Below are 22,789 nucleotides of genomic sequence, written 5' to 3'. Positions count from 1 at the left end.
GAAAACTCACAGCAAACGCCTTTAAATTTGTAGAATATTCAGATAAAATCTTGTTGTTCGTGAAACACTTTGTTACCTAATCGCACTAGGTTATACCGTTAGTGCACGAACATTCACGATTTCGGCTTGTGTAGTAAGGTCAGCCAATACTTCAGCAGGAGCAGATTTATCAATGGTTAGGACCATGATCGCCGAGCCACCAATGACTTTACGGCCTACTTGCATCGTTGCAATGTTCACATTATTGCTTCCTAGAAGCGTACCAACGCGGCCGATAATACCTGGTTTGTCGTTATGAGAAATCAACAACAGGTTACCTTCAGCAGCGAAATCAACTGGATATTGATCGATACGAACGATACGTTCTCCGTAACCAGCCAGTAAAGTGCCAGCAAGTGTTTTCTCTTCTTGCTTCGTTTTTACGGTAACGGTAACTAGATTTGTAAAGCTGCTGGATGTGTTTGACGTTTGAACAACGATATTCACATCACGTGATTTAGCCAAATGCATGGCATTCACGATATTAATGGATTCTAGTTGGTTCTCGAACACACCTTTTACAATGTAACGTGTTAATGGACTTGTATCTACATCAATCAAATCACCTGCATAGTTTACAACGATTTCATAAACAGCGCCTTGTGCGATTTGACCAAGAATGGAGCCGATTTTTTCACCGAGTCCAAAGTACGGTTGAAGTTTGTTCAATACATTGGCTGGTACAGGCGGCAAGTTAACTGCATTTTTGAACGGTTCATTACGCAGGATGTGAAGAACTTCTTCAGAAACGTCAATCGCTACGTTTTCTTGAGCTTCAATAGTAGATGCACCAAGATGAGGGGTCACAATAATTTTAGGGTTGTTCAAGAAAGGGTGATCCTTTTGAGGAGGCTCTACTTCGAACACGTCGAAAGCCGCTCCGGCTACAATTCCTTGATCAATCGCTTCAACCATTGCCATTTCATCTATAATACCGCCGCGTGCACAGTTGATAAGGCGCATACCTTTTTTCATAATATCGAATTGCGGTTTGGAGATCAGGTGGCGCGTTTCTGGTGTGAGTGGTGTATGAACCGTGATGAAATCTGCTTTTGCAACAATTTCATTGACAGTACCAAGCTTAACGCCAATTTTCTCAGCGCGTTCTTCCGTCAAGAAAGGGTCATACCCGATTACTTCCATGCCGAACACCTTAGCCCGTTTGGCTACTTCGCTGCCGATACGTCCCATACCGAGAATACCGAGCGTTTTGTTGCGAAGCTCAACACCGATAAATTTCCGATCCCATTCGCCGCCAACTGTTTTCTTGTATGCTTGCGGGATCATACGTGCTGTTGACATCATCATGGCAAATGTAAGCTCACAAGTAGCAATCGTATTTCCGTCCGGTGCGTTGATGACGATAATACCGCGTTTAGTTGCTGCTTCCAAATCAATATTGTCAACACCGACACCTGCGCGGCCAATAACTTTTAACTTCGTGCCCGCATTCATAATTTTCTCAGTTACTTTGGTTTGGCTGCGAACTAGAAGCGCGTCATAGTCGCCAATGATGGAAATGAGCTCATCTTCGGATAAACCAGATTGCTTAACCACTTCAACATCGGCTGCATCATAAAGCATTTGAATTCCCATGTCACTAATTGGATCGGATACTAGAACTTTGTACATAATTCGAACCCTCCTTAGAATATGAACATAAAAAAAACTCCCAACCCTCAGGTACAGACACGTATGTCTGTAGCCAAAGGGACGAGAGATTGCTTTCGTGGTACCACCCTAGTTCGCTGCCCATTCGCACGGGAAGCCTCAATTGGTCTTGCGACCTGGAACTGTAACGTGTTCCTATCCCGATTGCATCTACTTCATTCAATGCAATAACTCTGGAGTGCTCCGCAAAATGTTCGCTACCGATTCGCACCTACCATCGGTTCTCTGAAAGCTACTTTACTTGCTTGGCTCCGTCAACGCTGTACTGTGATATAGAATTTTCATTAGATTACCATGCGTTTGAAATCGTGTCAATACATGTCGAATCAAATTCACATGAAAGTCATAATTGATATTTGAACGACTGATTTTCCTATGCTTTTCGTTTATTTTAAAGCAAGGACGCTTAGAAAGCAATGCTATTTCACTTGTATTTTAGCCTGATTTTCGCTATTGTACTCGTTAAATAGATATTGCTCTTGCAGCAAGTAAGGAAGGAAGTGCCGACATCGACATAACGAGTATTCATCCAAATAAATTCCTAGAAGCATTGGATCAACAGGAACTGAAAGATAGCATCATAATCGACGTAAGGGAACTTCATGAGTGGGAGTATTATCATCTTGAAGAAGCACAGCTTATACCGATGCAGCAAATTCCTCATCGGTTAGGTGAGCTGCCAGAGGATCGGGATATTTATCTCGTATGTGCACATGGTGTACGCAGCTATCGCGTTGCTGAGTATTTGCTTGAGAACGGATTTGACCGTGTCATTAATGTAGATGGAGGGATGGCAGCGGTCGCCATGTTTCGCGGTTTCCAATATGATTAAATGAAAAAGCCGAGCGCAACTGCGCCCGGCTTTTTCATTTAATTCACATCTGAGAAAAATGGAAGCTGTGGAAGCAGTTCGTTGGCATACCACTTTGATTTCCCTTTGACAAAGTCTCCTGGACGAACGGCATTTGTACTTAGCAGCAGATCCATCGTTTGATTGACATCATTCACGTTCATTTTCTTAGCTTGACCTGAGGCAATGAATTCATCAATACGTATCGTCAAATCCTGTGGGTAAAAAGGAGTAAATGCTTTATTTTTAAGTAATTTTGCTGTTATGTAATGATTTTTGACGTTAATGTTCATCGCACGCCATTGATCCAAATTGGCATTATTGTTTGGATCAAAATTTTCAATATCGTTATCGATCGTTCCGTTCCAAGCAACGATGGAATCAAAATAATTTTTCTGAGCCGTCAACGCTTGTGTTTTCGCTTCCAAGAAGTAGGCATCCTTCTGAATGACATCGAGCAGTTGTGGGCTAGTTAATCCATTGGCCTTGTTCTGATAACTTTTTAATGTATCAGCAAAAAGCTTAAGGCTTTTGAGATAACCTTGGTGAGACTGCACAAGCAGCGGTGATGAAGCCGGCATACTCTTTTTTTGCAACTCATTGTATTTCTCATCAGCGAGCTTGTACAACTCTTTAAGAACGGCAGAGGCATCTACTGTAGAGTTGCCTAGTTCGATTTGACTCATCAACTCAAACCATTTATTCTGAAATTCCCTAAAGGGCAAAAAGATGGTATGGTAATAAGATACGAGTACTTGTTGGTCGTAGGCTCCAATTTCCTGAATGACAGCCTTGTCAGCGTGCAATATTTTATCGTATTTTTGATCTGATTTCTCCTGGCCGACTCTTAAACCATAGAAAAAGGCGCCAAGTATACAAACAAGCATAAAGATAAACATGAGGGCGAATAAATAATCAGTGCGGGTTAGACGTTTATCCATAATTAAAGCTCCTTATTCTCTCTTTTTCTTTTAACTTAGTATAGGGGAAATAGCTATAAAAGGGAATATGTGAGGAAATGAGGCTGCTTCCTTGAAAAAATTCGATTTTAAGAACATTCGCTTCGGGAAAGTTGATGTAAATGAATTAAATGACCGAACATTATTGCTTAATCTTTACATAACCCAGCTTCTTACGCTTATTATCGGTATTATCATCTTATTATTTCAGAGCAATCATAAGATTCTTTCCATGTTTACCATTCATGGGGGCTGGAAGATTCTCATATGGGGAAGTTTGTTTGCTCTACTTGTCCTCGGGATCGATGTTTTGATTTCTAGATGGGTACCCAAAGAAGTGTCAGACGACGGTGGAATTAATCAAATGTTATTCGGGAATCGACCTGTATGGCATATCGCTTTGATTTCTCTCATCGTTGCGATTTGTGAAGAAGTGCTGTTTCGAGGGGCGATTCAGCATGCATGGGGCCCTTATTGGACTAGTATCTTGTTTGCAGCAATCCATATTCGGTATTTGCAGCATTGGTTAATGACAGGAATGGTTTTCAGTATAAGCTATGGTCTGGGATGGATTTACATTCAAACCGGGAGTCTATGGACCCCGATAATCGCTCATTTTATCATTGATTTTGTAATGGGCTGCATACTTCGATACAGCAAGGAGGAAGAACAGGGCACATGAGTGTAGGGGAAAGATCACCTTTACGGTCTGATCGGAGGCCAATAGAGGTAAAGGAGGACGATACGTATTTACCGCCGCGTAATGCTGTGCATCCCTCTGAGCGAGTAAAGTGGACGCGTATATTCTATCTAACTTTATTGTGGTTATTCATTATTCTTGTGGTTAGTTTAACGGTTTGGGGCATTAAATATTATTCGTAGACGACTAAAATATACCGATCAGCCTAAGTTGTATGAAAGAAGTGAGAAGCTATGATAGTTTCATAGTTTCTTTCATTTTTTACCACATAAGAAAGTATAAGTTTTCGGTTCCCGAAAACTGCTTTCTTATTGGCGATAAAACCTACATCTAAACGCGGTCGCTCATCTTTGAATGGCCTCAATAAAGGTTTTCTCATCAGAGTTTCTTTTTAACAGGAGGATGCAGCGATATGAAGTTGAACCAAATATCAAGATGGATGTTTAATGTGAAATTAATTGCTATTATATTTGTGTTATTTTCAAGTATCTTTTGGTCAGCGAAACCGTCATATGCTTTGTCTTATGGAACCTTGTCTTATCCACAAGGCGATGTTGGACTCTTGCGTCCAGACATTGGAGTAACGCTTGAGCTGAGTGAAGGGAAAACGCCTGAAAGCTATCATTTTTATTTAAACGATAAAGAATTAAATGTTAGCTACGATCCCGTTTCCGTTAAATTTGTATATCGTCCCACGGCTGATTTACTACCTGGGAACTATAATGCTCGTTTAGTGTTGTCTTTCAGTGGCTATCAACCTATTACAATTAGTTGGAAATTTACTATTATTAATGGTGCGGTTTCGTTAACGTCTGAAACGAGCAAAGAACAGGAGGATGGACTTCGGGCGATCAATGATTATCGGGCTAAATTGGGACTGTCGAAGGTTAAATTCAGCAATGCTTTGAATACAGCGGCACAGAAGCATGCGCAGTATTTATCCCGAAATAAAATCGATCCTATTCGGACGTCTGTTTCTTTGCATGATGAGGACCCAGCGCTGCCTGGTTACATCGGTAAGTCATTAAGAGAGCGGGTACAATATATCGGTTACTCTCGTTCAAGCAGTGAGGATGTAGCTTATAATCGGGTTACCCTAGTTGAGGCTATAGATAGTCTGTTTGATGCTCCTTACCATCGTTCACCATTCATGGTGCCAGGGCTCGTGGAAATCGGTGTATTTAGAGACGGTGATTATCATGTTATTGAATTTGGTTTCTCAGACGGGATTGCACCAGAACTGGTCGTTTCTCCAGGAAGCAATGATGTGTACGTACCAACTGTTTTTGATGGTCATGAGACCCCGGATCCGATTCGCCTTCATTCAGAGGCAGAATATCCGGTTGGTTATCCGATCATGGCTTCCTTAAACGGGCCCGGAGTAAAAAAGGTGAGTTTGGTAGAGGCGGAGTTAAAAGATGAGAGCGGTAATTCAGTGACACTACTGAAGAATGAGCCGGGTAAAGATGATCATCTGGATACCGAAGTGATCGTAATGCCTTCGAAACCATTGGAATTGGATACAACCTATAAAGCCAAAATCAAATTGACAGCTATCATGGAAGATGGAAGTACAAGACCTTATTCGAAAGAATGGACATTCCGCACGGAGCCTCGGGTTGGTGTTGGTGTTCTTAAACTTCATAAGGATGCTGTTGCTTACACTTTGCAAATGGCTAATTTCGGGCTAAACCGCACTCACATGGTTTCATTTGGATTAAATGACGACAAGTATCTACTTGATCTAATCCAGTATCCAATGAAGCAAAAGCCATATATTCAAGAGGGAACTTCGTATCTTTACATTAGAGACCTTGCCGCGGCACTAGGTGCAACTGTTGAATGGGACGACAATCAGAAAGCTGCTGTTTATAAAAAGAAAGACAAGACGATTATCTTTTATACGAACCGAAATGCGTATAGTTTGAATGGTGTAGAGCATACGACAGAATCTGCTGCTAAGCTCATCCATGAAACAACTATGATTCCGGTCCGGCTGCTTTCTGAAACTCTTGGAGCGAAAGTGACCTATGAGGAAAGTACAAGAACAGTGAATATTAGTTATTAATAAACAAACAAGAGCCTTGCAGCACCGACACCTAACGTGTAGGAAATGCAAGGCTCTTTATTCATTTCATTTCTAGCTCAATGGCATTCGGATCTACAAAAGAATATCCTTGTTCCTCAAGTTTAGTGAGCAAAGTGTCTAAGGCTTTCACTGTCCAAGGCAGCTCGTGCATCAAAATATTGCTACCGCCATGCAATTGTTTCATCACATTCTCGATCACTTTACCGGAATCGTTATTTTTATTGGTCATATCCCAGTCTAATGAACCATTGGACCATGTCATATAAAGCATCTTATTGTCTTTCACTTTAGCTTTCAAATAATCATTGCCCGAACCAAAAGGAGGTCGGAAAAATACAGGCGATTCGCCTGTTAATTCTTTTACTATTTTCTGGACATCATCAACTTGTTGGTCAATCTTTTCATTCGTCATGCTTTTCAAGTTTTCGTGGTCCCAGGCATGGTTACCGATGGGATTACCGCTGTTATGAATGAGTTTGACAAGTTCGGGCTTTTGTTTGATTCGATATCCATTCAAGAAGAAGATTGCCTTGGCATTATGTTTTTTTAGAATGTCGATTAATGCCTGATTCATGGCTTGTTCCTTAGGACCGTCATCAAAAGTTAAAAGGACGATCTTTTTGTTTCCATTGGGATCGTTTGGTACAATGTCATAGTTTTTGTTCATATGATATTCTTTTTTGACGACCTCTGGAGCAGGCGTTGTCGCTGTTGGGACGGGAGTTGAAACGGGTGTTGCCGAAGGTACAGGGCTCGGTGTAATTGTGGCGACAGCTACTGGTGTAGAGCTCGTCGTTGTTGCGATTGGACTTACTTTTGTTTGGTTCGCACTGCAGGCAGCTAATAAGATCATGACACTCATCATTAGTACACTGGCTTTTTTGTTCATTATCCTTCGTTCTCCTCAGGTCTTTATACTTGTAGGTCATATCTTATAGTACCACATTTCGCAGATAACATATCTCCTTTGTTTTCCTCTCGTCTTAACGTATGCGCTCTTAGAAACTCGCATAACCTATGAAGGATTCATACTACTTGACATGGAGGGAGACCCAATGAAGATAGGTACATTTATGCTCGGCGGTATTGCCGGTGCGGCGGCGGTTATATATCTCAATCGTAAAAGTAAATCAATGTTGTTCTCAGCATTCAGCTCGTCTAGTGAATCGATGGGTAAAGTGGTTGATAAAGCTAAGGACTCGTTTGTGAACAAATCATTTCAAGATTCATCAGCCAAAAGTTTCTCGACTTCAAACTCGAATGGTCTGAATCAAGTTGAAAAAATTGTGAAAGAAGATCCTCATTTGAAGGCAACTGTCAATGAAATCATGCGTGAAAATAAAGAAAGCTCATCGACTATCCAATGAACATAAGTATTAAGCACAGTCTGGCCTACTCAAGGTTCAGGCTGTGCTTTTCTTTTTATACATAACTTGCGCGTGCAATTGGACGCAATTAATGTTAACATGATAGGTGAAAACGAAAGCAAGATGCATGTCCATTTTCGTTCTCAAAGGTTCACCTTTTTGTTTTTTTATCATATTCTGTTTTAATAAGATGACCATGCTTTCGATGCAAGCTTTCCAGTCGGAAAGCTCAAAGGAGGATCCTATCATGAAAATAGAACGCTTAAGTCAGGATAAGATACGGATTTTCCTAACATTCGATGACTTAACTGAACGCGGTATTCAAAAGGACGACATGTGGAGAGAAATTCCCAAAGTACACGAATTATTTAGTGAAATGATGGATCAAGCCTATTCAGAGCTCGGATTTGACCCGTCCGGCCCGCTTGCTGTTGAGGTGTTTGCACTTCCAGCACAAGGAATGGTTGTTATTGTGACCAGAGGTAAGCTTGATTTGTATGCAAACTCAGATGCATATGACGATCACGAAGCTGAAGAAGTGTATGAAATGGAAGTAACGCTTGAACAAAGCGATTTAGTCTCCTATGCTTTCCGTGATTTTGAAGACCTAGTGCGTGTATCCAAAGTAATTAATCCCCTTCTCATGGAAGGCGGTACCCTTTATTCATACAAAGGGAAATATATTTTACAACTCGAGCCTGTTGACCTCGAAGAAACGAAATACCAGGCGTTAATTGCTGTCTTATCTGAATTCGGCGAAGCCGCTTCCGTTACACAAGCTGTGCTTGAAGAGTATGGAAAGACAATCATTGCAGATGATGCAGTTAAGGTGCTCTGTCGTCATTTCAAATAAGGTCATCTTCCTTACTTTTTGATGTAGAATGAAACAAGCATTTTCAAAAACGATTGTTTTTGTGGATGCTTGTTTTGTTGGTTATCGTGATCATTTATCAACCTAGCGAAGAGATAATGGGGGAGACCTAGATGACTAGTATAGATCGCAAACGACTGGCGCCTGCTCTGGCTGCTGTTGATTTGGACGGGTTATTAGCCTATTACCAAAAACAGCTCCGCGAGGAGGCTTATTTTTATTTGCAAAAAAGAGGGATAACGGAAGAAACGGTTATACAGTACCGCATCGGCTTTGAAATTGGCAAGATAGGATTCTATGTAAATCAGAATCAGCTAGGTGATTACTTCGAGCATAGAGTTATTGTGCCTATTCGGAACTACGATGGCGAAATTGTCGACTTAATCGGACGCTCGATAGACAATAGAGAACCCAAATATAAACCCTTGTACGGTTTAGATCAGTATCTATTTAATTATTCCTCACTTGAAGATTCAGATGAAGTCGTTCTTTGCAACGGGATTTTCGATGTCCTAACGTTAACTCAAGCCAAGATGCCAGCTGTTTGTGTACCAGATAACGGTATGTTTAAAGAACAACATATGTCATTACTTGCTGGTAAACGGGTTTATATTTGCATGGGGAATGATGAGGCCGGAAGAAGGGATTCTACACGTATAGAAGCCTTACTAAGGGAACAGGGCAATGAGACGTATATCATTAATTTGCCCGAAACCATTCGGGATATTAATGATTTGTTCATTAGAGCTCAGAATCCGGTTGAGACATTTCTTGCACTAGTAAATCAAACCGTTGAGGAAACAAGGCTAGCCCCTGTAGCTCCAGATATCAAAAATAGCACCGTTTATTTAGAAGAATATATGAAACGGTTTCGCGGTCAAGTCGCAAGTATTCGGACTGGCTTTGCTAAGCTGGACCATTTACTTTTCGGCGGCTTTGGAAATGGCTTGTATTTACTAGCAGGTTCAGGCTCCATTGGCAAGAGCATGCTGCTTAAACAAATAGCTGATGAACTTGCTTTTCAGCAGAATCCGGTCATTTTTGTGTCATGGGATATGACGAATTTCGAACTATGGGCACGCAGCATTGCAAGGATTATTGGGATAGCTCCACAGATAGTACTCGGGGGCAAAGTTGAGCCCGAACTGGTAGCAGAAGCTAACAAGCAGTATGTAAAAATAAGTAAAATGCTTTGGATGCTTGAGTGTACGATGGATACAACGCTTGATCAAGTAGCCGCTTCCATTGAACGAATTGCAGTTGTTGTTGGAAAAGAGCCCGTGATTTTCATTGATCATTTGCAGCGTATTCCTGCAGCTAAAGGGGTAACACTGCTAACTTGGGAACAGCAGCAGGTTGCTATCGCCTATACGCTTAAACAATGGTCCAGAGAATGGAATTGCCCTATTATCGCTGCTACTGCTTTAGAGCTTGGCCAAGATAACGTGCCAGACAATGTGCAAGCTTCAGCAGATGTGGTCATGATAATGCAGCCTAATGAAACAGAAGAGGATCAACAGCAGTCCATATCGTTTGTTTTGAAGAAGAATCGAAATGGCACAACAGGGAATATCCCTCTCATTTTCCATAATGATCGTGCGTTGTTCACCGAATAAGACATAGAAAAGTCATTTGAAAATGCTATAATGTTAATATTACGCATGGAATCGTTTTGTAGTTCTACATGGTATTGAACGAAAAGGGGGAGCTGCATTTGCAAATTCTGCCAATTATTATGGCAGCCATAGCACCAGGTCTCTCATTGCTAACGTACTTTTATTTGAAGGACCGATACGAAACGGAACCGATTCATTTAGTTATCCGAATGTTCTTGTTCGGTGTTCTGCTTGTATACCCTACGATGGTACTGCAGAATGCGTTGATTGAAGAGTTTGGAAAGGGTACGTTTCTCTCAGCCTTTTTCCTATCTGGTGGCGTTGAAGAGTTTCTGAAATGGTTCATCCTCTATCATTTAATCTTTAGGCATGAAGCCTTTGATGAACCATATGACGGAATTGTGTATGCAGTGGCCGTAAGCTTAGGTTATGCGACTCTGGAAAATATCATCTATGCTTTCCTTAATGCGTCGTCTTTCTCTGCATTGATGATCCGCGCTCTGCTGCCTGTTTCAGCACATGCTTTGTTCGGTGTCATGATGGGTTACTATTTGGGTAAGGCTAAATTCATTCCACACAAAGCGCAGAGGTATCTATGGATATCCTTGCTGCTGCCTATTTTGTGGCATGGATTGTTTGATTATATTTTGCTTATTTTCAAAACGAACTGGGTTTGGATCATGATTCCAGTCATGTCTTTTCTCTGGATACGCACGATTTGGCGGGTTGACCGTGCCAATGCTCATTCCCCACTACGCATCGCGAGAGCAGATGAGGAGATTAAAGTGAGCTAAAATAGGTCATAATGGACAGTATAGATGGCGATTCCTGGCTGTAAGCCCGGAACTACCGGGAGGGTGTACATGTCCACGACAAGAGTCAAAGTAAAGATCCGCTGCCGGTTATGCGGCGAAAAGTTTGTGCTGAAGGGCAAGAAAGAAAAAGGAAAAATTGAAACGGGATTCCGTCAGTGCATTTGTAGCAATGAGCAAGACTTTGAAGTAGAGACTGAAGATTAGCGTGAGGCCGTTCCTTTAAGAATTGGCCTCTTTTTGTTGTCAATCTTGTATAAACCTGTCTCCTCACGTAAAAACTAAGCGCAAGTTTGGGTACGAAAGGAGCAGTCGCGTGTATAAAAGATTAAGTATCATCATGTTTCCATTCCTCTTGATTGCCTTGATTGGTGCTTCAGTGTGGGGATACTTGGAACACCAGGAGAAGAATACGATTTTGATCAAAGCAGAGAATCAATATCAACGTGCGTTCCATGATCTTTCTTTCCATGTGGATAAGCTTCATACAGAGCTTGGTAATACGTTGGCTGTTAACGCAACTTCGGAGCCTTCTTACCGAAAGGGACTGGTGAATGTGTGGCGGCTAACGAGCCAAGCGCAAAGCGATATTACACAGCTCCCGCTAACGCTGCTGCCATTTAATAAAACGGAAGATTTCTTAGCTAATATGGCTAATTTCTCTTATCGAATGTCCGTACGTGACATGACGAAGCAGCCTCTAAATGAGCAAGAAATAAAAACGTTGAACGCGCTTTACGATCATTCCTCCGAGATAACAAAGGAAATACGCGGTGTTCAGGAGAAGGTTTTGTCCAAAAATTTGCGATGGATGGACGTCGAGGTCGCCCTAGCTTCTAAAAATGAACCCCATGATAATGCGATTATTGATGGCTTTTCAACCGTTGACAAAAAAGTTGGAGCCTATGAGGAACTAAACTGGGGGCCTGGAAATTTAAGTATTTTTTCAAGAAATGATGTTAGCGCTTTGTCAGGGAATGATATGACGGCTGATCAAATTAAACAAAAAGCAGCGCAGTTTCTGGGAGTAAATGATACAACCAATATGAAAGTAGTTGAGAATGGCGGCAATGCGCCAGAATTTCAAAGCTTTAGTGTTGTAGTTCCAGGCGGTGATGGCAGTGAAAATGATATTCAGATGGATTTTACAAAAAAAGGCGGCCATCTCATTTATTTTATGAAACCGCGAACCGTAAAAGAATCCAAGTTTGATCTTAGACATGCGCGAGATATTGCTAATGAGTTCTTAGATCAACATGAATATAAAGATATGAGCGCTGTTAGCTATGATCAATATCAAAATATCGCTAACATTATTTTCGCTAAGCGAGAAAAGGATGTTACGATTTATCCTCAACAGGTTAGTGTTAAAGTAGCTTTGGACACTCTTGAAGTTACTGGCGTGCAGGCAACGGACTATATATTTGGTCAAAAACAGCGAACGGTTGGTCAGCCTAAAATGACTGCAGCCGAAGCACGTAAGCAGCTTAGCCCGAAAATGGAAGTGACTGGCGAGTCTTTGGCGATTATCAAAAATGAATTAGACGAAGAAGTGCTTTGCCATGAATTTATCGGGAAGATGAATAACAATCTTTATCGTGTTTATATGAATAGTGAGAACGGGATGGAAGAGAAAATTGAGACCATTCGCCCCGAACAGGCAGAAGCAGCAGCTGAGGCAAAGAAATAATCATTGAGAAGAAGCAGGTTCAATCCTAGCTTCTTTTTTTTGCTATCATAATTAATAGGTCATTGGTATAATTAAGACATATTACGTCTCGGAGGTGCAGAAATTGCTTCCTAAAGTCAACCAGATATTACATATGCAAGTGAATAGCATCGACGATGAAGAATCCAAAATTGAGTACAAGTCGCGAATAGCTGACGTAACAGATAGCGTGATTGCCGTGGAGATCCCGCTGAATGAGAAAACAGGCCGACTCAAGAAGCTTTATCAAGGTGATGAATTAAGCACATTCTATTTAGGTCAAGGTGGCGTAAAGCATTATTTCACAACTTCGGTTACAGGTTTCAGAGAAGATGTGATTCGCTTAGTGGAACTGCGTAAACCAGAGCCTGAAGCCATTACGCAAGTTCAACGCAGAAGTTTTCTAAGGGTTCTGGCCGAACTTGAAATTGCCGTTAAATTGTCAGATCAAATTCAATTTATTGGTGTGACAGAAGATGTCGGCGGTGGCGGGATTTCATTTATCTGTGACGGACACATCCCAATCGGAATGAATGCCAATATTTCATGTTGGGTACTTGCACCCTTCAAGAATGGCAATATTGAGCATATTCCGTTTACTGGTGAGGTTGTCCGCGTTAAACAGCTCGAGACTGGCAAGCAATTGGCAATGATTAGATTTATTGATATAGCCGATCGTGAACGTCAGAAATTAATTCGCTTTTGCTTCGAGCGACAAATGGATTTCCGTAAAAGATAATATAATATAGGGACCTTTTGACGTAGTCAAAAGTCTCTCCGCTTGTAAGCATGAGATTTCACCTGCATGGGCATACTACCAAGCAATATGTCAATATGAGCAGGTGGGGCATCTCATGTCAAGGGATCAGGAGCAAAAGTCATACGAGCAACTGTTTATCCTCTTTTCTGCGAAGGTAGAAAAGGTGATCATTCGGACAACGCTCGTATTTTTCGTTTTACTTATTTGTGTTCAAGCGATGCTTCAAATTCCCTACATTCGTAAGCATTTTACCCGTGTTGAACCACTTGAGGGAAAGCCCTATGTATGGCCTCAAAATGGGAAGGGAGAGCGCTCTTAGGCACATCTAGATGCAATCCAATATACGTCCATGTTTTGCATATGCCTATTTAATGTGCTATAATTTCAATTAATTAGCAGGCAGTGCCTGCTTTTTTGTTCGTAAGGTACTGTGAGGTATTGTTAGGAGGAACAGCAGCTTGGAAAAGTTCAATATTGCCATAGATGGTCCTGCTGGAGCCGGTAAAAGTACCATTGCGCGGCTAGTTGCTGGGGCACTTGGTTTCGTTTACGTGGATACAGGAGCCATGTATCGGGCAGTAACCTGGAAAGTACAGCAAGAAGGGCTGCTACCTGATCAAGAACAAGAAGTGGCTGCCTTGGCGAATCGCATGCAGATTGAGCTCATTCCTCGCGAAGAAGGACAACAGGTTATCGTAGATGGCATCGATGTGACCAAAGAAATCCGTACGACTGCCATAACGGATCATGTCTCCCAAATCGCTAGCTACGGAGCTATACGCCAGCTCCTGGTTACACTTCAGAAGCAAATGGCTATATCCAAAGGCGTAGTCATGGATGGCCGCGACATCGGTACTCATGTTATGCCAGATGCTGAAATCAAAGTTTTTCTGACAGCTAGCGTAAAGGAAAGAGCAGAGCGTCGATTCAAAGAGATGCAAAACAGCGGGACTTGCACCCTAACGCTCTCTGAACTCGAACAGGACATCGCTCGTCGCGATCAACTGGATCAGGATAGAGAGATTTCACCGCTTAGAAGAGCTCATGATGCTGTTTTAATGGACAGTACTTCAATGACCATCGAGGAAGTTGTGGACGAAATCCTTGGGCTTTGCAAAGACAAAGTCGGAGGTGGCAAATAAGATGCTTTATCGCATCGGCAGGGCCATATTTCGTTTTATATTTACCTTGTTTTTCCGTATGCGGGCCTTAGGTATGGAGAATGTCCCTACACATGGTGCGGTTGTGCTGTGCGGGAATCATACCAGCTTGTTGGATCCTCCATTGTTAGGAACTCCGCTTAAACGTATGGTTCATTTCATGGCGAAAGCCGAGCTGTTTGATATCCCTGTGTTGGGCTCCATCATTTCTAGAGTCGGTGCTTTCCCTGTGAAACGCGGTGGCGTTAGCAGAGAATCGATCCGACTTGCGGTACAATTGCTTCGCGATGGTAACATGTTGGGTGTTTTCCCAGAAGGATCACGCAACAACGCCGGGGGGATGGGCAAGAAGGGCGCAGCCAGTCTTGCACTGAAATCTGAAGCTACCGTAGTTCCTGTGGCTATTATAGGCAATTATTCCTTATTCCGCCGCATGACGATTGTGTATGGAAAACCGCTTGACCTAAGTCCATATGCAGGTGCAAGCTCCGAAGATTTGGAGCAGGCAACGGAAGCTATTATGAAAGAAATTCGCCGATTACATACTGCTTATAGCAAAGGTTAACAAGAATGTATGGAATCGAAAGCTTGGAATTATACTATCTTTAAAGCGAATGGAAGTTATTGTTTTGTTTGAAACAGAGTAGAAGCTTATAATACTGCTTTGTGACTTATAAATTATTTATTGTTGGTTGTAATTAGAGGAGGGTAATCCCATGTCAGATGAAGTAAAAGTTGAAGATCAAACGCAAGAAGTACAAGAAACACAAGAAACAGCCGTATCGCAAGCAGAAGCTGAGCACGCTCTTAATAACGTTGCTGTGCTGAAGAAAGGCGCTACCGTTAAAGGTAAAATCGTTAAGGTAGACGCAGATCAAGCATTCGTGGATATCGGTTACAAATACGATGGTATTATCCCAGTTCGTGAGCTTTCTTCCGATGCTGAAGCAACATTGCTTGGACAAGAAGTTGAATTGAAAGTTGTTTCAATTAATGATGCGAAAGAAACATTGGTTCTTTCCAAACGTGTTGTTGACAACAGCAAAGTATGGGAGTCACTACAAGGTCAGCTGGATAGCAAAGAAATCATTGAAGCTACTGTAGCTGAAGTTGTAAAAGGCGGACTTGTTGTGGATATCGGCGTACGTGGTTTCGTACCTGCTTCCATGGTTGAGCGTCAATTCGTTGAAGATTTCTCCTCTTACAAAGGCCGCACATTGCGTCTTCGTGTGAAAGAAATCGATCGCGAGAAAAACAAAGTGATCCTGTCTCAAAAAGATGTTCTAGATGAAGAATTCGAAGCTAACAAAAAGAAAATCATCGAAGGTCTTCAAGTGGGTCAAGTACTGGAAGGTACTGTTCAACGCTTGACACAATTCGGTGCGTTTATTGATATCGGCGGTATCGACGGACTTGTACACATCTCCGAGCTAGCTTGGCACCATGTAGAACAAGCTTCTGATGTAGTCAAAGAAGGCGATAAAGTGAAGGTGCAAATCCTTAAGCTTGATCCTTCCAATGATAAAATCAGCTTGAGCATCAAAGCAACGCAAGAAGGTCCTTGGTCCAATGTGGATCGTGAATTCAAAGCAGGCGATATCGTAACAGGTACAGTGAAACGTCTTGCAGCCTTCGGCGCATTCGTTGAAGTGGCTCCTGGTGTTGAAGGTCTTGTGCATATTTCCCAAATTGCTTATCGTCACATCGGTACTCCGCATGAAGTATTGAAAGAAGGCCAAGAAGTTCAAGTGAAAATCTTGGAAATCAATACGGCTGAGAAACGCGTTAGCTTAAGCATTAAAGATACAGAAGAAGCTCCAGAAGCTCCGGCTGGTGCAGCGGCTCCGTCTGCTTCTAAACCAGACAGAGAAAGACAACCAAGAGGCGATCGTGACCGCGGAAACAGCGCAAGTCACCAAAAAGAGATTGCTGGTAATGAGAACGTGTCCTTGAGCAATCAAGGTCTGTCCATGACACTTGGCGAGCGTTTTGGCGATAAACTTTCCAAATTCAAAAAGTAAATGATACGACGCTTAGGGGGACCATGAGAATGCGCATTTCACGCAAAATGGAGCATGTCCATTACGCGCTGGAGCTTGGCCAATCACGGCAGCAAGGGCTGTCTGATATCAAGCTTGTGCATAACTGTCTTCCTGAGACTTCGACGGATCATATAACATTAACTACAGAAATCGGCGATCTCATTATGAGTTCGCCGATTTTAATTAATGCAATGACTGGCGGCGCTCAGGAGACGGAAAGTATTAATCGCGATTTGGCCATCTTGGCAAGGGACAAGGGCATGGCTATGGCCGTTGGTTCCCAGATGTCAGCAATTAAAAACAGTGAGGTTGCTTCGAGTTATCAAGTTGTTCGCCGCGAAAATCCCAAAGGGATCGTGTTCGCGAATTTGGGCAGCGAGGCGACCACCGAGCAAGCGGTCCGTGCCGTTGATATGATTGAAGCGAATGCGCTTCAAATTCATTTGAATGTCATGCAGGAGCTCATTATGCCGGAAGGGGATCGCAGCTTTGTGGGCATGCTCAGCCGTATTGAAGCTATTGTGCGGCATGTACAGGTACCTGTCATCGTGAAGGAAGTTGGCTTTGGCATCCTAAAGGATAACGCCAAACAATTGCAGAACATCGGTGTCCGCTTTTTGGATGTCGGCGGCTCGGGCGGCACGAATTTCGCCGCCATTGAGAATGCCAGACGTCCAGCGGCTTTGGAATGGTTGAACGATTGGGGTACTCCAACGAGCATCGCTTTGTTAGAGGCACTTTCGGTTTATCCTCGAGGCGGAGTTATTGCTTCTGGAGGTATTACGAACGCTTTGGAAGCGGCTAAAGCTCTAACCCTTGGTGCTTCAGCGGTTGGTATGGCTGGCGCATTCTTGAGGGTTTTGCGCAGCGAGGGAGTCGATGCGCTCCACCATTTTGCTGATGAGCTTCATCAAGGGCTTATTCTTATTATGACAGCGCTAGGCGCTAATACGATTCAGGCATTGGGAAATTGTCCAGTTGTCATTATGGGTGAAACGGCAGAGTGGTGCCGGGCAAGAGGTATTAACTTAACTTCATATGCAGAAAGAGCCAGTCGGAGTAAATAATTGAAATATTGCCATACTATAGATCAAGCGGTGCTTCCCTCGTCAAGTTGGAGTGGAAGCCTGAAGATCCGCAGGCAGGTCGGTGGCGTGTGTCACCTGATCGCCTATGTATGGTAGGGTGGTCCAATTATGAACTCCGGTTATTTGTCTCTAATTCTCCTTTGTATCACGTTGATCTTATTCGCCAGCGGATGGAAAGAACTGTACATCAGAAGTATATCGCACAAGGGCATGCTTCTTTTTTTTGTCTCATGGATTGTTTTTTCAAGATTTACCGTAACAATCCAGCATGTTCAAGTGGGGCTCGTTTATATCTGTGTTCTGCTCATCAGTCTGGGTATTCTCTATAAGACAAAAGGATTCATACATAAGCTTCATTTACTTTCCATCGGCCTATTATTAGGTTCCCTTCATTTCTTGTTGCAGCAGCTGCTTGAGATGGACCCCATACTTATCGTTCGTAACTCGGAATGGGATACGGCCTTATTGCTTGCCGTTGTAGCTCTCGTTTTACAGCGCAGCGCATGGGAGCAGATCGCAGCACTATCTATTGGCTACTTACTAGGAGATATGTATCAGGCGGGAATTCATCCAGTAGATGGCTACCATCATGTCGGTAAGGCGACTTTTCAAGACCAATGGTGGCTATCTGTTTTTGCGGCAAGAACGATGACCATCATCCTTCAATCCGCTTATAACGGCTGCCGAAGTATCATTCGCAGCTGGATGGACCGAAGAGGAGGCTGGAAGAAGTAATGGATTGGTTCTATTCGCACCGTTATACGATAGGTATCGTCGTCGGGGTTATTTTTGGCATTCTGGCACGTCTGAATATGCTAAGAACGGACTACAGGCAATATCCGACCTATCCTCATGGTAAGATTATTCATATTTCCCTAGGTGTCATCGCAGCAGGACTAGGAGCCGTGGCTGTCCCTGCTTTGCTGGACAAAAATTATACGGCGGTCACCTTCTTATCGTTAGCCGCTCAACAGTTTCGCGATGTACGCAATATGGAAAGACAGAGTCTATCCAAAGTTGATGAGTTAGAGTTAGTTCCAAGAGGAGCGGCATATATTGAAGGGATAGCAATGGTGTTCGAGGGGAGAAATTATCTTGTTATTTTCTCTGCATTTCTTGCTTCTTTATTCAGTATCTTGTTTGCATGGTATTGGGGGATCGTTGCAGGGATTGTATCCATTTGGATTGCTAACTATTTTAAATCAGGTAACAAACTAGCGAAAATTGCAGAGATCGAACCTGTCGATATTCGTATGGATGGACCGGATCTGTTCGTCGGCTCGGTTTATATCATGAACGTTGGACTCACAGACACCCGTGACAAAATACTTGAACACGGGCTAGGATTCTTAATTAAACCCAAAAATCGCAATGCCCGCGTAACGTTAGCTCATCTAGGCCAAAGACAAGCTATTCTTCATGATATTTCAACCCTGTTTGGTGCTTACCGAGATGAAGGAGAGCCTTCATTGCGTCCGATGGCTAAGCTGGATATGAATACTGGCACATTAGCCATACTGCTTCTCCTGCAGGAGAAAGATGTAGAGAAAACGTATATTGCTCTTCATCGGGTGCCCGTGTTGGAAAGTGCTGTTCGTATGCCGTCTGAAGCGGGTGTTAACAAAAAGAAGGAGGCCTAAATCAGGATGTCGCAAATCCTTGCTATTGTAACCTTGACGAAGGAACGAATAGGCGGAGGTGCTCCAATCTTCGTTGTGGATAAGGAAGATGAGCTTCAAAAGGTCTCTTTCTCTCTAGAAAAGATATTGGATGCTAATGCTCACGATTTGAAAAATGGCACGATGATTTTGGTCAAGCATACCTGAAATAGCTGGTGTGCCCGCATTATATCTTGCGGAGTCTCAAATGAGATTAGCCAAGTCGTGTCTTTTTTGTTATGATGTAAGTTGCGTATTTTTCCATGGCTGATCATGGAATTCGAAGGAGTGAATGAGTAGTGGCTAGACCTGTACTTGCAATTGTTGGCCGACCAAATGTCGGCAAGTCCACCATTTTCAATCGGATCGTAGGCGATCGTCTTGCGATTGTAGAAGATAAACCGGGGGTTACACGTGATCGATTATATGGCGTAGGAGAATGGCTCAATACGTCATTCAGTGTCATTGATACAGGCGGAATTGAAATTGATGGGGAGGATGCGATCCTCAAATCTGTTCGTATTCAAGCGGAGCTTGCTATTGAAGAGGCAGATGTGATTGTTTTTATGGTGGATGCCAAAGCGGGCGTAACACCTTCGGATGAAGAAGTTGCCCAATTGCTATTCCGCTCCAAAAAGCCGATCGTACTTGCTGTTAACAAAGTAGATAACCTTGCGCGTCAAGATGATATTTATGAATTTTACTCTCTTGGGTTCGGTGATCCAATCGGAATCTCAGGCTCTCACGGTATCGGAATCGGAGATTTGCTTGAAGCCGTTTGTACACTTTTCCCTGACAAAAAAGATGATGAATACGGCGAGGAAGTTGTGAAATTTGCGTTGATCGGTCGCCCGAATGTCGGGAAATCTTCAATGACGAATGCCATTCTTGGAGAAGAAAGGGTCATCGTAAGTGACGTGGCAGGAACGACACGCGATGCGATCGATACCCCATTTGAACGGGATGGCCAAAAGTTTGTTATTATTGATACGGCTGGAATGCGTAAGCGAGGTAAAGTCTACGAGAACACGGAAAAATATAGCGTCATGCGTGCGATGAAAGCGATTGAACGTGCTGATGTTGTGCTCGTCGTTATCGACGGTCAAGAGGGCATTATCGATCAGGACAAGCATATTGCCGGTTATGCGCATGAAGCAGGAAAAGCGATAGTGATTGTCGTAAATAAATGGGATATCGTCGATAAAGATGATAAAACGATGCAGCATTTTACACAAACCATTCGAGATCATTTCTTGTTCCTAAGCTACGCTCCAATTGTGTTTGTTTCAGCCAAAACGACGCAGCGCTTGCACAAGCTATTGCCTGTCATTGTTCAAGTTGCTGAGAACCATGCTCTTCGTGTACAAACGCATCTTCTCAATGATGTTGTTTCGGATGCTGTAGCCTACAATCCGCCTCCTACGGATAAAGGTAAACGCCTGCGTATTAACTATGTAACGCAAGTTGCTGTTAAGCCTCCTGTCTTTGTGCTCTTCGTGAATGAGCCTGAGCTCATGCACTTTTCATATGAACGGTACTTGGATAACAAGATTCGTGCTGCCTTCGGATTTGAAGGAACCCCGATTCGTATCTTAAGCCGTAGGAAATCATCGGACAAAGAATAGGAGATGTTGTGCATTGCTTTCGATAATAACAATTGTAGCGGGTTATTTATTAGGCTCCATAAGCTTTAGTTATTTATTCGGAAAATGGTTCAAAGGCATTGATATCCGCAAACATGGGAGTGGCAATGCGGGAGCGACAAATACGCTCCGTGTTCTGGGTAAGGGACCTGCCATCTTAGTTCTCTTGCTTGATGCCTTGAAGGGAGTTGCTGCTGTGTGGATTGGAACATGGGCAGCTCCCGGACCCGATGACATCTGGATTCGTGTATTATGTGGGCTAGCAGCCATCGTCGGGCATAATTGGCCCGTTTACTTCGGCTTTCGAGGTGGTAAAGGTATCGCAACCACCATCGGTGTTATGGCCACGCTTTGCTTCATTCCAACGTTAATTGCTGGTTTAACAGCTATCGTCATCATTGTGGTCACTAGATTCGTATCGCTCGGTTCCCTTATTCTAACTGCACTTTTACCTTTTCTAATTTGGGGGATGGACCGACCTTTGCCAATTTTGTGGATTAGCATTTTGCTGTGCGCATTTGCCTTTATGCGTCATCGCACGAATATTGTGAAGCTTATTCAAGGTAAAGAGAACAAGCTGGGTCAGAAAAGGGCTTAGTTAATCTTGCGATGCAAGTTTTCTACGAAAACTCAGTAATGCTTACGAAGCCAGTTTTGCTAAAGCAAAACTTTTAGGAGGAGTAACCTTGTCAAACAAAGTATCGGTCCTAGTAGCTGGAAGTTGGGGGACGGCACTTGCCTCGGTACTGGCGGATAATGGGAAACAAGTGCTTTTATGGTCTCGTAATGAGGATCAGGTTAAAGAAATAAATGAGAAGCATCGGAACAGCCGCTTTCTTCAAGATGTGGAGCTATCACCGCTAATCGTAGCGACAAACTCGCTGCAGGAAGCAGTAGAGGATGCAGATGCGATCATTATGGTCGTACCTTCATCTGGCATGCGTGAAGTAGCGTCACGGATGCGCCCTTTTTTGAAGAAGGATACTTTAGTGGTTCATGCGACCAAAGGCTTTGAAACGGGAACACTAAAGCGTATGACTGAGGTTCTTACTGATGAACTTCCAGAAATAGATCCCAAGCGCCTCGTTGTACTTTCCGGACCAAGTCATGCCGAGGAAGTTATTCGTAAATGTCCGACGACTGTTGTAGTCGCTGCCCAGGACCTGGAAGCGGCTGAAGCTGCACAGGATTTGCTCATTAATTCCTACTTTCGCGTCTATACGAATCCGGATGTTGCCGGTGTTGAGGTTGGAGGGGCGCTTAAGAATATTATTGCGCTAGGCGCAGGTCTGACCGATGGTCTAGGCTTTGGTGATAATGCAAAGGCTGCTCTAATGACGAGAGGTTTGGCAGAGATTGCTCGTCTAGGCACGGCAATGGGAGCCAATCCGCTAACATTTTCCGGCTTAGCAGGGATTGGTGATCTGATCGTGACTTGTACGAGTCAGCATAGCAGGAATTGGCGTGCTGGCAATAAATTAGCTAATGGTATCCCCCTGGGCGAGGTTCTTGAAGAGATGGGGATGGTCGTAGAAGGCGTGAAGACAACGAAAGCGGCCTATGAGTTGTCCCGGAGATTTGACGTAACCATGCCGATTACAGATGAGCTATACAACGTTCTCTTCGATGGGAAGTCGCCTCAGCTAGCTGCACAAGATCTGATGGGGCGCGTCAGAACCCATGAGATTGAAGAGGTTGCCAGTGGCTCAGCAACAAATGTGTTAAAGTAGCCTACACCACATCCTTTCCGCATTCA

At 43.2% G+C, this 22,789-nt stretch carries 25 protein-coding genes and 1 other annotated feature; of the genes, 22 read left to right on the top strand and 3 right to left on the bottom strand.

Translation table 11 applies throughout. From position 1 onward, the window contains the following. Positions 1-90 precede the first annotated feature (90 nt). Positions 91-1,671, bottom strand: coding sequence for a phosphoglycerate dehydrogenase (gene serA / locus AC58UU_RS14390; RefSeq protein ID WP_497316635.1), 1,581 nt, complete (start codon positions 1,669-1,671; stop codon positions 91-93). 74 nt (positions 1,672-1,745) lie between these two features. Continuing rightward, positions 1,746-1,977: a binding site (T-box leader), on the bottom strand. 283 nt (positions 1,978-2,260) lie between these two features. Here serA and AC58UU_RS14385 point away from each other — a divergent pair. Continuing rightward, on the top strand, positions 2,261-2,542 hold the full coding sequence (locus AC58UU_RS14385) for a rhodanese-like domain-containing protein (protein WP_497316633.1): 282 nt from the start codon (positions 2,261-2,263) through the stop codon (positions 2,540-2,542). Between the two features lie 38 nt (positions 2,543-2,580). On the opposite strand, the gene AC58UU_RS14380 is transcribed toward AC58UU_RS14385, so the two are convergent. Beyond that, positions 2,581-3,501, bottom strand: coding sequence for a hypothetical protein (locus AC58UU_RS14380; RefSeq protein ID WP_497316631.1), 921 nt, complete (start codon positions 3,499-3,501; stop codon positions 2,581-2,583). A 91-nt stretch (positions 3,502-3,592) separates the two neighbouring features. On the opposite strand from AC58UU_RS14380, the gene AC58UU_RS14375 reads away from it, so the two are divergent. Next, on the top strand, positions 3,593-4,201 hold the full coding sequence (locus AC58UU_RS14375) for a CPBP family intramembrane glutamic endopeptidase (RefSeq protein WP_497316629.1): 609 nt from the start codon (positions 3,593-3,595) through the stop codon (positions 4,199-4,201). A 430-nt stretch (positions 4,202-4,631) separates the two neighbouring features. Then, the gene (locus AC58UU_RS14370; RefSeq protein ID WP_497316628.1) at positions 4,632-6,287 is read left to right on the top strand and encodes a stalk domain-containing protein; all 1,656 of its coding nucleotides are present in this window, start codon (positions 4,632-4,634) and stop codon (positions 6,285-6,287) included. A 61-nt stretch (positions 6,288-6,348) separates the two neighbouring features. On the opposite strand, the gene AC58UU_RS14365 is transcribed toward AC58UU_RS14370, so the two are convergent. Then, a complete protein-coding gene (locus tag AC58UU_RS14365) occupies positions 6,349-6,975 on the bottom strand; it encodes a polysaccharide deacetylase family protein (RefSeq protein ID WP_497316626.1) in 627 nt (208 codons plus the stop codon). A gap of 13 nt (positions 6,976-6,988) precedes the next feature. Here AC58UU_RS14365 and AC58UU_RS14360 point away from each other — a divergent pair, with 13 nt between their 5' ends. From AC58UU_RS14360 to AC58UU_RS14270, 19 genes are all read left to right on the top strand, one after another. Further along, positions 6,989-7,246 carry a hypothetical protein gene (locus AC58UU_RS14360; RefSeq protein ID WP_497316624.1) on the top strand — a complete coding sequence of 86 codons (258 nt, stop codon included), beginning with the start codon at positions 6,989-6,991 and terminating at the stop codon, positions 7,244-7,246. 117 nt (positions 7,247-7,363) lie between these two features. Beyond that, positions 7,364-7,675 (top strand): hypothetical protein, encoded by a 312-nt coding sequence (locus tag AC58UU_RS14355; protein WP_171643409.1) that lies wholly within the window; start codon positions 7,364-7,366, stop codon positions 7,673-7,675. A gap of 247 nt (positions 7,676-7,922) precedes the next feature. After that, positions 7,923-8,528: a genetic competence negative regulator gene (locus tag AC58UU_RS14350; RefSeq protein ID WP_029192986.1), complete on the top strand. Its 606-nt coding sequence runs from the start codon at positions 7,923-7,925 to the stop codon at positions 8,526-8,528. Between the two features lie 131 nt (positions 8,529-8,659). Further along, a complete protein-coding gene (locus AC58UU_RS14345) occupies positions 8,660-10,162 on the top strand; it encodes a DnaB-like helicase C-terminal domain-containing protein (protein ID WP_497316621.1) in 1,503 nt (500 codons plus the stop codon). Between the two features lie 98 nt (positions 10,163-10,260). Next, the gene (gene prsW, locus AC58UU_RS14340; RefSeq protein WP_497316832.1) at positions 10,261-10,956 is read left to right on the top strand and encodes a glutamic-type intramembrane protease PrsW; all 696 of its coding nucleotides are present in this window, start codon (positions 10,261-10,263) and stop codon (positions 10,954-10,956) included. A gap of 69 nt (positions 10,957-11,025) precedes the next feature. Next, positions 11,026-11,181, top strand: coding sequence for a hypothetical protein (locus AC58UU_RS14335; protein WP_162257309.1), 156 nt, complete (start codon positions 11,026-11,028; stop codon positions 11,179-11,181). A gap of 109 nt (positions 11,182-11,290) precedes the next feature. Continuing rightward, positions 11,291-12,664, top strand: a complete 1,374-nt coding sequence (ypeB, locus tag AC58UU_RS14330; RefSeq protein ID WP_497316619.1) for a germination protein YpeB — start codon at positions 11,291-11,293, stop codon at positions 12,662-12,664. A gap of 94 nt (positions 12,665-12,758) precedes the next feature. Then, entirely contained in the window at positions 12,759-13,421 is a 663-nt protein-coding gene (locus AC58UU_RS14325; RefSeq protein ID WP_497316617.1) for a flagellar brake protein, read from the top strand. 115 nt (positions 13,422-13,536) lie between these two features. Then, on the top strand, positions 13,537-13,761 hold the full coding sequence (locus tag AC58UU_RS14320) for a hypothetical protein (RefSeq protein ID WP_171692384.1): 225 nt from the start codon (positions 13,537-13,539) through the stop codon (positions 13,759-13,761). Between the two features lie 139 nt (positions 13,762-13,900). Next, positions 13,901-14,584 carry a (d)CMP kinase gene (gene cmk, locus AC58UU_RS14315; RefSeq protein ID WP_497316615.1) on the top strand — a complete coding sequence of 228 codons (684 nt, stop codon included), beginning with the start codon at positions 13,901-13,903 and terminating at the stop codon, positions 14,582-14,584. 1 nt (position 14,585) lies between these two features. Continuing rightward, on the top strand, positions 14,586-15,167 hold the full coding sequence (locus AC58UU_RS14310; protein WP_497316613.1) for a lysophospholipid acyltransferase family protein: 582 nt from the start codon (positions 14,586-14,588) through the stop codon (positions 15,165-15,167). A gap of 151 nt (positions 15,168-15,318) precedes the next feature. Continuing rightward, complete coding sequence (gene rpsA / locus AC58UU_RS14305; protein WP_497316611.1) at positions 15,319-16,623, top strand: 30S ribosomal protein S1; 1,305 nt, start codon at positions 15,319-15,321, stop codon at positions 16,621-16,623. A 29-nt stretch (positions 16,624-16,652) separates the two neighbouring features. Further along, entirely contained in the window at positions 16,653-17,711 is a 1,059-nt protein-coding gene (fni, locus tag AC58UU_RS14300) for a type 2 isopentenyl-diphosphate Delta-isomerase (RefSeq protein WP_497316609.1), read from the top strand. 231 nt (positions 17,712-17,942) lie between these two features. After that, entirely contained in the window at positions 17,943-18,467 is a 525-nt protein-coding gene (locus AC58UU_RS14295; RefSeq protein WP_497316607.1) for a YphA family membrane protein, read from the top strand. Next, entirely contained in the window at positions 18,467-19,372 is a 906-nt protein-coding gene (locus AC58UU_RS14290) for a YIEGIA family protein (RefSeq protein ID WP_497316605.1), read from the top strand. Before AC58UU_RS14295 ends, AC58UU_RS14290 begins: the two co-directional genes overlap by 1 nt. A gap of 6 nt (positions 19,373-19,378) precedes the next feature. Beyond that, on the top strand, positions 19,379-19,558 hold the full coding sequence (locus AC58UU_RS14285; RefSeq protein ID WP_171643398.1) for a capping complex subunit for YIEGIA: 180 nt from the start codon (positions 19,379-19,381) through the stop codon (positions 19,556-19,558). A gap of 131 nt (positions 19,559-19,689) precedes the next feature. Further along, the gene (gene der / locus AC58UU_RS14280; protein WP_171643397.1) at positions 19,690-21,015 is read left to right on the top strand and encodes a ribosome biogenesis GTPase Der; all 1,326 of its coding nucleotides are present in this window, start codon (positions 19,690-19,692) and stop codon (positions 21,013-21,015) included. A 13-nt stretch (positions 21,016-21,028) separates the two neighbouring features. Beyond that, on the top strand, positions 21,029-21,631 hold the full coding sequence (plsY, locus tag AC58UU_RS14275) for a glycerol-3-phosphate 1-O-acyltransferase PlsY (protein WP_497316604.1): 603 nt from the start codon (positions 21,029-21,031) through the stop codon (positions 21,629-21,631). An 88-nt stretch (positions 21,632-21,719) separates the two neighbouring features. Then, on the top strand, positions 21,720-22,763 hold the full coding sequence (locus AC58UU_RS14270; protein ID WP_497316602.1) for an NAD(P)H-dependent glycerol-3-phosphate dehydrogenase: 1,044 nt from the start codon (positions 21,720-21,722) through the stop codon (positions 22,761-22,763). Positions 22,764-22,789: the final 26 nt, after the last annotated feature.

Source organism: Paenibacillus sp. JT22N1, assembly GCF_059692155.1.
Note: the sequence above shows the minus strand (reverse complement) of the source record. Positions and strands in the feature narration are given on the sequence as shown.